This window comes from Photobacterium sp. HL06 (assembly GCF_059552575.1).
In genome coordinates this window covers 2,297,625-2,309,708 of sequence record NZ_CM183914.1, presented here as the reverse complement: position 1 = coordinate 2,309,708, position 12,084 = coordinate 2,297,625, and the positions used below count along the sequence as shown (strand labels likewise).

The 12,084-nt window shown below is 47.5% G+C and carries 10 protein-coding genes and 2 riboswitches; of the genes, 6 read left to right on the top strand and 4 right to left on the bottom strand.

Features of this window, described 5'->3' with window-relative positions:
* Positions 1-111: 111 nt before the first annotated feature.
* Complete coding sequence (locus AC51G0_RS10720; protein WP_496298374.1) at positions 112-411, bottom strand: high-potential iron-sulfur protein; 300 nt, start codon at positions 409-411, stop codon at positions 112-114.
* Positions 412-820: 409 nt separating this feature from the next.
* Between AC51G0_RS10720 and AC51G0_RS10715 the strand changes: the two genes are divergently transcribed.
* From AC51G0_RS10715 to AC51G0_RS10705, 3 genes are all read left to right on the top strand, one after another.
* A complete protein-coding gene (locus tag AC51G0_RS10715) occupies positions 821-1,477 on the top strand; it encodes a haloacid dehalogenase-like hydrolase (RefSeq protein ID WP_496298372.1) in 657 nt (218 codons plus the stop codon).
* A 177-nt stretch (positions 1,478-1,654) separates the two neighbouring features.
* On the top strand, positions 1,655-2,260 hold the full coding sequence (locus AC51G0_RS10710) for a hypothetical protein (protein WP_496298370.1): 606 nt from the start codon (positions 1,655-1,657) through the stop codon (positions 2,258-2,260).
* A 139-nt stretch (positions 2,261-2,399) separates the two neighbouring features.
* Positions 2,400-2,813, top strand: a complete 414-nt coding sequence (locus AC51G0_RS10705) for an ester cyclase (RefSeq protein ID WP_496298369.1) — start codon at positions 2,400-2,402, stop codon at positions 2,811-2,813.
* An 89-nt stretch (positions 2,814-2,902) separates the two neighbouring features.
* On the opposite strand, the gene AC51G0_RS10700 is transcribed toward AC51G0_RS10705, so the two are convergent.
* Positions 2,903-4,279, bottom strand: coding sequence for an alanine/glycine:cation symporter family protein (locus AC51G0_RS10700; protein ID WP_496298368.1), 1,377 nt, complete (start codon positions 4,277-4,279; stop codon positions 2,903-2,905).
* Between the two features lie 94 nt (positions 4,280-4,373).
* A riboswitch (glycine riboswitch) is annotated at positions 4,374-4,490 on the bottom strand.
* A 32-nt stretch (positions 4,491-4,522) separates the two neighbouring features.
* Positions 4,523-4,648, bottom strand: a riboswitch (glycine riboswitch).
* A 562-nt stretch (positions 4,649-5,210) separates the two neighbouring features.
* On the opposite strand from AC51G0_RS10700, the gene AC51G0_RS10695 reads away from it, so the two are divergent.
* The 3 genes from AC51G0_RS10695 (at position 5,211) to AC51G0_RS10685 (ending at position 7,767) form a co-directional block, all read left to right on the top strand.
* On the top strand, positions 5,211-5,918 hold the full coding sequence (locus AC51G0_RS10695) for a helix-turn-helix transcriptional regulator (RefSeq protein ID WP_496298366.1): 708 nt from the start codon (positions 5,211-5,213) through the stop codon (positions 5,916-5,918).
* Positions 5,919-6,155: 237 nt separating this feature from the next.
* Positions 6,156-7,280, top strand: a complete 1,125-nt coding sequence (locus tag AC51G0_RS10690) for a molecular chaperone DnaJ (protein ID WP_496298364.1) — start codon at positions 6,156-6,158, stop codon at positions 7,278-7,280.
* A 214-nt stretch (positions 7,281-7,494) separates the two neighbouring features.
* Positions 7,495-7,767, top strand: a complete 273-nt coding sequence (locus tag AC51G0_RS10685; RefSeq protein WP_496298363.1) for a hypothetical protein — start codon at positions 7,495-7,497, stop codon at positions 7,765-7,767.
* A 71-nt stretch (positions 7,768-7,838) separates the two neighbouring features.
* On the opposite strand, the gene AC51G0_RS10680 is transcribed toward AC51G0_RS10685, so the two are convergent.
* Together AC51G0_RS10680 and AC51G0_RS10675 are read right to left on the bottom strand one after the other, a co-directional pair.
* Positions 7,839-10,922 carry an efflux RND transporter permease subunit gene (locus AC51G0_RS10680; protein WP_496301922.1) on the bottom strand — a complete coding sequence of 1,028 codons (3,084 nt, stop codon included), beginning with the start codon at positions 10,920-10,922 and terminating at the stop codon, positions 7,839-7,841.
* A gap of 8 nt (positions 10,923-10,930) precedes the next feature.
* A complete protein-coding gene (locus AC51G0_RS10675; protein ID WP_496298362.1) occupies positions 10,931-12,064 on the bottom strand; it encodes an efflux RND transporter periplasmic adaptor subunit in 1,134 nt (377 codons plus the stop codon).
* Between the last annotated feature and the right edge of the window lie 20 nt (positions 12,065-12,084).

Below are 12,084 nucleotides of genomic sequence, written 5' to 3'. Positions count from 1 at the left end.
TGGATATGAATACACCTACAATCAAGCGCCTTGTCCCTGAGCCTTTTCAATCTCGCTGATAGGCCAGATAATTATTCAGTTTGGTATTAGTTCATTTTCACTAACTACTTACTAGCCAGCCCAGGCAGAGCACCAGCCCTTGGCTGAGACTAATTTGCCCGGGAATAATTGACATGGACGCCACTCGTCCCCTTCTTTGCCTTGGAGCAAGACACAATTAGAGCATTGCCTGTCTTCGTAGGGGGATTGATGGACATACTTGAGTGCTGAGGCTTGAGGATCATCTTCTGTAAGATGGGGTAAGTCTTCTGCGAATGCAGGCCTAATAAGTGTTTTCCCACCCAATGTCATGCCAATGACACCCGCCACACTGAATTTTAAGAACCTTCTTCGACTCGATTGATCTTTCATTGCTATTCCTCATGCTGCTAGATGATGTTCTTTTTAGTTATTGTTAATGCTGATTACTAAAGCTGAGAGGCCGCACAGTCGTACTCAGCAAAACCAACCTAGGTTGGTTCCATAAGTTTGGAAGGCAAAAAGGGAGACGTCTTTGTCCTTTTTGCGAATGGTCGCAAATAGTACTCAAAGAGCGGATAAAGGCCTTGGAAAGAGAGAGATTGGCTGTAACGGATTACATTTGTTAACAAATGAGCAATAAATTTGCTATCGCAACGACAAGTTTAAGTAATTGACTGCAAAAGGTTTGAGGCTGAGCAAAGAATTTACACATTGTATCAATCTCAGGGTTGCAACATTCTATTTACAAGCGCATGCTATGACCGCCTTACCAACGATGAAAATAACAAAGGTAGAGAGAATGAACTTATTTCTTATCGATATTGATGGTGCTTTGGTTGACTCGGAAAGTGTTGATCTAGAATGCTATACCCAAGCTGTACAAGATGTTCTTGGTATCCACATTAATGCTGACTGGAGCCAGTACCAGAACGTGACTGATTCGGGTGTACTTGATGAAATCATTACCAAGCAGGGAATCACTGCCAGCCGCTCATTGATCCACCGGCAGGTTGAAAGCCGTTTTCTGCAATTGATCCAGGATTATTTGGCGGAGCATCCGACAGAAGTTAGCCAAATTCAGGGAGCGAAAGATTTTATCGAGCAAATGCGCGAGCGAGAAGATACCCATCTTGCAATCGCGACTGGAGGCTGGGAATCTGCAGCCAAGCTGAAATTACGAGCTGCAGGCATCGATGTCTCCAATATGACATTTGCATCGTCATCTGATGCTATGAGCCGAACGGAAATCATGGCACTGGCGGCATTTCGTGCCAAGCAAGATTCAGGTATGACCTTTGACCGCCGCGTCCTGTTTGGCCACGGCGCTTGGAACAAGCATGCTTCGCAAGAGCTGGGATATGATTTTGTTGAAGTGGGCAATAAGGTCCAGCATCGTCACCATATTCCCAATTTGGTTCATTACCAGGCTGCATTCTCACAGCTGGCATTGCAATAAATCCGCTTTCTGATTGGTGGTTAGATACCATCAATGATTCGATAACCTTTACGACCGAAGTAAGGGTTATCAATTCACTTATACTTCGTGATAATAATCCCATATTCGTTAGAGAAAGTAGGCACCGAAGACGGCTTTGGTTATGTTGGTGCTAGTGGAATAAATATTGGAATCATTATGTTAGTAGGCAGACCTCTTTTATTAAGCATATTTGTATTTGGACTTTCTGCACCTAGCACTGACGTGATAGCGGCTCAGGAAAACGTCCCGTATTGCCATACGCATGCCGGGCTGAATTTCCCTGATTTTATGGTGATGTGGGATTACGATAACCCCGCACTAACAGAGAAAAAGTTCAAAGCATTGCTGAACCTTGCCAGTAATAGCCAAGACAAAACCTACCTGAGCGAGCTGCTTAGTCAGATTGCCACCACCTATGTATTGCGTGATGAGCACCAGGAAGCCGAGTATTACCTTAAACAGGCTCAACTTTACCTGGTTGATGCGGAGCCTAGGGCGGAAGCCAATTACCTGCGGGAAAAAGCCCGTTTCCTATTAGCAACAGGTCAGCAGGATAAAGCCATCGATAGCTTCTACGCGTCATGGCAGGTAGCTCGGGAAAGCAAGTACGATCGGCTCGCGATTGAAACCGCCCTGGATCTTCGCGATCTGCTACCGGCTGAACGCCATAGCTGGGATCTTAAAGCACAGTTAGTGGCCGAAACAACCAAGGATCCTAAAGCGCAGCAATGGATTAGCAATAACCAGGCCCGCTTTCTTTGAGCCTAGTTTGACGTTGCAGTGTTGCTAAATTGTCACTTCCCTTGAAATCCATTATTTGCCAAGAGACAGGCAGAGTGTCATTTTTTTGTCTAATCTTCTTATGGAAGCGCAAGAAAGTGCAGTTGGAGTGATATTGTGCATGAATAATAACAATGAGTGGGTTATTCGTTGGTTTACTGATGTCTGGAGTCGGGCGGATGGTCATTTGCTTACTGAATATGCTACCGACCCGTTTAATTTTCACTTGCCGGGGGGCCGGGTATTAACGCTCAGTCATGAAGAGTACCTCAGTTTTATTGCGATCTGGTGCCAGCGATTTAAGGAAGTTAAATTTACTGTAAAGGATGTGGTGAATGACGGTGAAAAGACCGTCGCGATCTACCAATGCAGCGCTACCTATAATGGTGGTTGGGCAAGAGTTCCGGCGAAAAAGCAGCATGTAGAAATGACTGGAATGGTATTTTTTAAGCGCCAAGAGGGGATGATCACTGATTGTTGGTTGGAAGACAGCAGTTTTGATGTATACCAGCAGTTAACCCGCTATCTCGATTAGCAATTAATCGCGGTGGTTTGTTTGCTTGTAAAAGAAAAGCGGTATCTGCAGATACCGCTTTAATATTGGGTTGTAGTCATCTATTTCGGTTAGACTGCCCGAGCTTTCATCGCTTGTGATAGCTTAAGCTGTTCAAAGAACTGTTTTGTCTCAGTAATAATGACTTCACGTAGCAAGATTAAACCAATCAGGTTGGGTACTGCCATCAAGCCATTGACGATATCGGCAATCAGCCAAATCATATCTAGCTTTAGGAAAGCCCCGCCAGCCACCAGAACCAAGAAAATCAGCTTATAAGGAAGGATTGCCTTAACACCAAACAGGTAGGTAACACAGCGCTCACCATAATAGTTCCAGCCTAATATAGTGGTAAAAGCAAAGAACATCAGCCCCACCGATACCATCATCGGGCCCCAGTAGGCTGAGTCTAGGCCACTGGCAAATGCAAATGTTGTAAGCTCAGCTCCTGCATAATCACTCTGCCACGCACCGGTCACGACCAGCGTCAAACCTGTCATGGTACAGATGATAATGGTATCGAAGAAGGTGCCTGTCATTGAAGTCAGACCCTGTCGCACGCAAGAATCCGTCTTTGCAGCAGCGGCAGCCATTGGTGCACTACCCAAACCGGATTCGTTTGAGAATACGCCACGGGCAATACCGGATTGGATAGCCAGCATGATGCCTGCGCCGACAAAACCACCAGTAGCGGCATGCCCGGTAAAGGCTGAGCTGATCACCAGCTCAACAGCAGCAGGAAGCGCATCGGCCTGAGAGGTTAATACGGTGATACATGCCAAGATATATAGGCCTGCCATGACCGGAACCACTTTACTGGCAACACTTGCGATAGATTTAATACCGCCTAAGGTGACTGTCGCAACAAGTACAGTAAGAATAACGACGGTTAATTCCCGTGGTGCCTCAAACGACAGGTATGCCGCATCGACAATCGCATTGGCCTGCGGGAAGGTACCGATACCGAAGCAAGCAACACCGAGTGCAAAAAATGCAAAGAGTTTTGCCAGCCACTTGCTGCCGACACCTTTTTCTAGATAATACATCGGGCCGCCAATCATCTGGCCGTTTGCATCTGTTTCTCTGTATTTTACGGCCAGCAGGCACTCGCCATATTTGGTTGCCATACCGAACAAGGCAGCAAGCCACATCCAGAATAAGGCACCTGGGCCGCCGAGTTTTATGGCGGTAGCGACACCGACAATGTTACCCGTACCGATAGTGGCTGAAAGCGCGGTACAAAGCGCGGCAAAGCTGGAAACATCACCGCTGCCTTTGCTATTTTTCTTGCTTGAAAAGACATAGCTCAGTGCGAGAGGCAGGTAGCGGATTTGGATAAACCCAAGGCGTACAGTCAGGTACAGACCGGTACCAACCAATAGGATAAGCAGGGGTGGACCCCAAACAAAGTTATCAAGAGTTTGTAGCAAATTGTGTAGTGGATTCATTATTCTCCCCTTAAACATCAAAGGAAGAGATAAAAAACAACAGAAAGGTGGTGTTACAGAAAAGCTGGTTACAGAAATTTTCTGAGCTGTTGATCTTATCTCCTCTGTCCTTTTGCCTGAGAGTTTCACCTACCGGTTTCTGCCTGAGGCAGAGAAAGGTAAGTTTGCTCCTTCGGCGTCCGATTCAACGGATCTCTCCAGAGGCTCCTCCAACAACAGTCCATACCATAGTGTCAATTCAAGGAATTGACATTGCGGTGCCTGAAAGATTTACAACTCAATACCGGAAAGATTCTGGTTAGTTGAACTGCTTACTTCTTCGGCGGGCAGATACAATAGCGTATCGAGCCACTCTCCTGCTGTCTTCATCGGAACTCATTTTTCGAGCGACATACTAAATGATAAAAATGTGATTGTCTGCAAAAAAATTGCATAAAAAGATAAAAAAATCACTAGAAATCAAGACGTGCTATTTATTTGGTCAATGTGTGGTGGTGAAAACGACATTATTACTCATTCTCTGATGCTCAAGAGGAAGGGTAAATCACTGCAGTGTTATTTTTTTATGGTCTTCTATACTATTTTGTAGGCAGCTAGATACGGAGTAAATATAGAATAAATCGAAATTAAAAAGTAATTTTAATTTCGAAATGAGATATAAAAAAAGTGGTTTTGACTAGGATTTTCAACTAACTCATTGATGTGATTAAGCTAGCAGAGAAATTGAAAGTTATTGCTTAAATTTGAAACAAAAGGCGTGTGCTGGATTTATTTAGGTTTCTGAACGTTAATTATTCATAGGTGGTCAAATTTTTGACGTTACTTTCATAACAATTCTTATAAAGGCTTATACATTCATCAACAAGGAGTGTTTCACCGCAGCATACAGAGGTTTTGTATGTACTCATGGCACTAGTAGTAAGGTGAATTTGTGATTTGGGTAAGTTGTAGTCATCATGACAAAATGGCAGAAGCCAGAGAAAATCTTAAGTTATCACATAACGTCGTTGATGTTTCGCCTTTTGAGTTACTTTCGACAATGACAGGACAGGAGCTAATTTTCCTCGAAGTTGTTGATTCATCGTCGGAAGGTTTTGAGTTATTGCGATCTATCAAAAGCCGTTTTCCGCTAGCGAAGGTTGTTGTTGTATACCACAGCCTAGATGCGAACTTAGCGCTGAATGTACTTCGGGCTGGGGGGGAAGATGTGGTTGAAGCCAGCGCAACGAGGCAAGAGCTCGATGAATGCTTTAGCCGCTTGCATACTCATCATGTGGAAAGTGAGGTGGATACAGGGTTTGAGCACCGCGAGCTCTCGATCAGACCTGCGTTAAAGATCATTGATGAAAATATCAGTGCACCGCTACGCGAAGAAGATCTCGCCAATGCATGTCATTACTCGCCGACGTATTTTTCCAGGTTGTTCCACAGCATTATGGGAGTGACACTAAAGCAATATATCATTAAGAAACGCCTCGATTTAGCATGCGGTTTGCTGAGTTCTGATAGGGAAAAAATCTCTCAGGTCGCAAACTCGGCAGGCTTTAAAGACGTGTCTTATTTCTCTCGGGTATTCAAGAAGCATATGGGGTGCTCACCGGGAGAGTTTAGGATGAGAAAGCACAATCTAAATACATGAAGGTTTGAAGTAGAGAAGTATTTTATGTTTTAAATCAACTTTGTGCCTTTGAGGTATAAAGTTGCCAGAAATCTGCCGATAACAAACTACATACGGTTTCCATGCCTGTATAATACCAGGTCGTCATCGTGCAATTAGGCTATATTGATTGCATATGATTCAGAGCAAACAGCCTTTGAACAAGGAAACGCGCGCGAAAGCGCAGACAATAAGTAGTTAACGGCATCTGCAGATAGAATGACATCTTTTCACGATATTTTAGGCACAGACAAGAACACCTCAGGCGCTGATGTAAAGCGTCGTTATAAGTTGCTTTCCAGCCGGCTCCATCCCGATAAAGGCGGTTCTAAAGCGATCATGCAACTGCTCGTCCAAGCTTATGAAAAGGTAGGCCAGGGCAAGGGGCATGAAGAAGCCGTTCATACCATTTATGCCAAAGACACCAAAGCTGAAAGTTATAAGGCTAAGTTGCAGCAGCTTGAACGTGATTTTCAGGCACTCAAACGTGTTAATGACGATCTCAACCAGCAGTTAAAGCAAGAGCAACAAAAGAGCAGGCAATCTGCCGAACACAATGAGCGATACGCCAATGCATCGGAAGAAGAACTAAAATGGTTGCGCCGTGAGAATCGCCGATTGACTAAGCAGCTTGAAGAGGCGCGCTGGAAGCTGAGTGAAACGACTCGTTCTGTTACAACCGCGGCCCCTGAAGAGCCTGCATCTTCGCCTCAGAATGAGATCTCCCCTAAGGTGTTGAGCCAAATTAACTCGCTAGGTCGATTTAACCTACGTCGAGTCGGTTTCACGCTGATGATGCCTTTGCTTATTGCCGGCTTGCTGTTTTCATTAGGAAAAGATCCCTGGTTGGCTATCTTGGCGCTATTTGAAGAGCCACAAAAGCAGCCAGAGGCCAAAGTTACCATTCTAAATACCAATCCTGCTGATAGCATACAGCAGCAGACTCAGCCATCACTGCAGCCTGTACAAGCCGTACCAGAAAAGCCTGAACCTATGGCGCGCATCCAACTAGAAAGCATGGCGGGTTTGTGGCAACTGCGATATTTTGAAAACAGCAATCGTCCCTACATCAGTGTCCGCAGTGAGAAGGGCTCATACGTTATCAAAAGCTGTGACAGTGATTTCCAGTATTACCGGAACTCGAACCTTCGTGCAGGCCGACTAGCGGCAAATCTGATCTTCGAGCGCCAGGAACGTCATTTCCTGATTTACAACATTCCTTACGGCAATGGCTCATTTGCGGCTAACTGGTCGGAAAGCCAAAGCTTGTTGATTAACAAAGAGTATTTCCCGACCGAAGGCTTTACGCAAGCGTACCAACACTTACAGCAAGCTTGTAACTGATAAGCAGCCACTCCACCACCTCTAAGGAGTGGCTGTTTTCCTTTTCTTTCCGTATTCCATTTAATTTAACGACTCCTTCAGGACAACCTAGCTGATTGGGGATAACTTATTGTTATTGTAACCAAACGTTAATTGTTCAATGTGCATTAAGTTGTATGCATGACAATGCTCATCAAGATATAAAAGCAATAAATTGGTCGTTAGCGGAGTATCAATGAAGAAGTTAGTTATCGCAGCAACAACACTGATTTTGATGGGATGCACGAGTATCGAAAACCAAAATACTTACCAGCTATGCCGTGATAGCTCGCTTGAAGCCAAGCAAGAGCTAATGAAGCGAGGGATAGATCCTAACTCGATAGAGTGCACCCGAGCTCATACTGAAGCTCAGGCAGATATGCTTGAAGGCCTTGGTGAGCTGATTGGTGTGATGGACCCATGCCTGTCAGATCCAACAGGCTGGGTTTGTCAAAATAGTAGTTTCTAATACGCGAAGTGTATGTAGATCTGACAGGCCTCGAATATCATACCTGTCAGATCTACGGTGAGTTTCAGCAATTACGCCTCGGCAAGCTTCCCATCGCAAAGAGGCCGTTTAAGCACAGCAAGGCGAAATGCTGCCGGAACAAAATAGAACGAGACAATTGTGGTCAGCAGCGTACCGCCTGCAATGGTTACCGCAAACGGTGGCCAAAAGCCTCCCCCGGCAAGGATCAATGGCATAAAGCCACCGATGGTAGTAATGGTGGTTGAGGTGATATGGCGGGTACAGCTCATTACTGCAGCAAGAATCGCATCGGTGTCACCATGCAGCGCTGTTGGGCTGGCCTTGAGTTCAGCCAAAATGACGATAGCCGCATTGATTGCCAAACCAACTAAACCCAGTAGGCCGATAATGACAGTAAAGCCGAATGGGTAGCCAAAAGTCCAGACAGACAATAGTCCCAGTCCTGCTGCCAGCATACCAACAGAGAAAATGATCAGGCTGAGGCGGAATGAGTTGAAAGAGATCACCACGACCATGACCAGCAAGGTCATCACCATCGTTAGGTTGGCCATCAGGTTACCGACGGATTCGTCACGCTCTGCAGACTCGCCACCAAATTCAATAGAATAGCCAGATGGAATGGTTTGGGCATAGGCTTCCAAGTTCGTTTGGAAATGATCGAGTGCAGTTTGCGGCAATACACCGGCACGGATGTACCCTTCAATGACATTGACGCGTTGGCCGTTGCGGCGAGGAATGGCTCCCCGGCTCGGTGTGAGTTCCAGATCGGCCAGTGCAAAGACAGGCAGGCCCGTGAGGTTGTCATCTGAGCGCACAGGTAGGCGCAGGCTGCTGAGGTTAGCCATATTTTCACGGCTTTCATCCTTCACCCGCACACGGACAGGGATAGATTCCGTCGCTTCAATAACGCTGCCACTTACCCTACCTGTCAACGATGCCTGCAGCAGATCAGCCAGCTCACTAAGGGAGAGCCCGCTAAGCTGGCTAGCCTCTTCATTCACATTGATCCAGACTTTCGGTGTGCCGGGCTGCAATGTTTCGCGGGTATGGGTGACATCAGGTGTTTCAGCCATGATCAAGCGGATATCTTCACCAATCGACTTTAACCGATCTAAATTTGGCCCGTATAAACGCACTTCAAGCGGGGCATTGAACGGTGGGCCCTGTTCGAGTTTTCGTACCAAAATTTGCGCTTGTGGCAAGGCATGATCAAGTTTGGCTTGAATCTCTGGGATCAGTGCATTGGCGGCTTTGAAGTCTGTCATCTTAACCATTGCTTGAGCAAAGTAGGGTGCACCTTGCTGGCCGCCGACTAAGTTGTAATAGAACGATGGGAAGTTCCCGCCGACTAACCAGCTCATCTGCTCAACAGGCTCATATTCAGCCATGATCTGATCAACCATTTCTGTGGCTTCGGCTGTTGCATAAATACTGGCTTGAGGGGGCAGAAAGAGCTGAATTTCAAACATGTCCCGATCTGAAGGCGGGAAGAACTGTTCAGTCAGCTGCGATACGCTCCAAAAGCCGGTAAAAGGCAAGACACAAACCAGCAAAGCGGTGATCGCCGGATGCTTGATGCCCAGCTTCACCGATTGTTCGAATCGCGAGCTTAAAGCCGGGAATGACAGGCCGGTGTGGTACCAGCGCTGATCGCTATTTTGCGCAGGGAGCCAACGGCAGGCAAACCCCGCTACAATGGTATGTGATATTAGATACGATCCCACCAGAGAGAAACATACGGTAATGGCAATGGCCCCGACAAACTCACCGGCAGGCCCTGGCATTAGGAAGATTGGTGCGAAAGCCAGAACGGTGGTGAGGGTAGAGCCCAGAAGGGGAACCCAAAGGTGGCGGACGGCATTCATGGCTGCATTCAGTTTGGCCACGCCTTGTTGGCGGTAATGCTGAATGGTATCGACCATCACGATAGCGTTATCTACCATGATCCCCAATGCCACAATAAGCCCGGTTACCGACATCTGGTTAATAGGTAGCCCGGTAAAGTTCATCATGGTCAAGGTGACCAGGCTGGTTAGCGGCAGTGACAGGGCAACAATGATGGCTGAACGCATACCCAGAGTTAATAACAGCACCACCAGAATAATCGAAAAACCAAGCAGTAGGCTCTCGTTGAGCTCTGACAAGCGGGTTTCGGTATAGCTTTGCTGTTCAAAGATCAGGTTCACTTTGACATTGGTCGGCAGCTCGTGCTGGTAGCTATCCAGCAAGGTTTTGACTCGTTCAGACCACTGATCCACACGCAATGTCGGCTGCATCCGGGCCGCGACTAAAATAGCGGGTTTTCCGGCAACAACAGCTAGCTCATTAGGTGGTGATGCTTGGGTACGCTCGACCTCTGCGATATCTTCCAGGCGGATTAAATGTCCGCTTTCATCCATTGAGACAGGAACTCGGCGTACGCGATCCAGCGAGTCGAGAGAATCTGACACTTCCAGAGTAAAGCGGTTAGCCCCATTGACCAATTCACCTGCGGAATTCTTGGCATCTGCATTGTTGATGGCATTGGATAATGAAATGGCTGAGCGACCTAAGGCGCTGGTTACGCTTGGATCCATCGTAACCAGGATCTCTTCATCCGGAAGCCCGTAGAGATCAACAAACTCGGTACCACTAAGTACCCGTAGGCGGTTGCCTAGTTCGATAGCATAACGGCGTAGGGTGAGTAAGTCAGGCTCGGTTGGGCCTTGCCAGGTGAGGGCTGTGATCACCGTAAATGCATAACCGTGATCGTCATCGAGATCGGGGACTGATGCCCCTTGCGGTAGCAAAGGCTGAGCATCTGCTAACTTGTCCCTGGCCCGTGACCACACCGTTTCCGAGTTGTTGACTTCATCTTTCAGTTCAACCCTTACCACAGAGATCCCCGGGCGGGAGACGGAGGATAGTAGCTTAACTTCGTCAAGCTGACGCAGGCTGGTCTCAATTTTTTCGGTGATCAGTGCCTCAACACGCTCCGCGGTAGCACCAGGTAAATATGTAACCACGCTGGCATGGCGGTTATGGATCACCGGATCTTCAGCCCGCGGCAAGGTATTGATAGCAGACAGGCCGCTCACAATGAGCAGCGCAACAGCCAATACCAGTAGCCGGGTGTTACTGATAATGTGGGTCATGTTCATCGTTATGCCTCGTTATCCGCTTCATTCAGAGGTAACGGCAGCTTTTTTACCAGCATAACGGCCTGTCCCGGTACCAATCGGTGAAGCCCATCTGAAACCAGGCGCTCGCCATTGCTGATAGCGCCGGTCACATAGGCATGATCGTTGTTCGCGTATAGCACCTGAATCGAGCGGCGTTCAACGCGTAACTCCTGATTGCTGTTGTTGAGGGCAAACACATTCCAAACGCCACGTAGGCCATCAGTCATTGCCGATAGCGGGATCCAGTAACCTGGCTTTTCATGAACATCATCAAATTGCAGGTAGGCGAGTTCGCCATCGATGACCTCAGCGGCTTGCGGTAAGCTAAAGCGAAGTTTTACCGTGCGAGAGCCCATGTCAACACGCGCGCCGGGATTGAGTAAAGTTGCCTCGAAGGACTGATTGCCTACCCGCAGCGTCCATTCCGCCTCTTCGCTCATCTTGGCAAGTTGTTTGGCTGGAATACCGATATGTGCTTCTTTATTGGTACTGGCCAGCAGTGTCAGGGTAGGTGCGCCGGTATTGACCACATCGCCTTTAGAGACAAACCGGGCACTGATGGTACCGTCATAGGGGGCCAAGACAGTCGACTTTTGCTGCTGCAACTGATTGGCTGCCGCTGAAGCGGCAAGCTGACGGAAGTTAGCCCGTAAGGCATTTCTCTGGCTATTGAGGTTATCGATTTCAGATTCCGCACTAAAGCCTTTCTTTTTAAGCGCTTTCTGGCGCTTTAGGTTCGCTTCAATCAATTCGAGCTGTGCCGTGATTTGTGCCTGTTGGGCGCGAAGCTCATCGGCCTGAGTTTGCAGTAGCTGCTTGTCTAGGATAATGAGTGGATCGCCAGCTTTCACAGAGTCCCCAACATCTACCAATATCTGAGCCACTTTACCGCCTAGCTCCAACCCAAGGTTGGCTTGCTGCCCGGCTTGAACCGTACCGACATACTCCCGTTGTACCAGGTAATGGTCGGAAGGGGATAGCGTAACAGTATTGACTGTCAACATTTGCTGGGCTTCATGTTTCAGGCCAACTTCGGTATTGGACGAGTTACAGCCAGCTAATAGCGCGGAAGCTATCAGTAGGCTACTGGCTGAGAATTTTGTTATCCGTCGCATGGCAATTCATCCTGACAGGG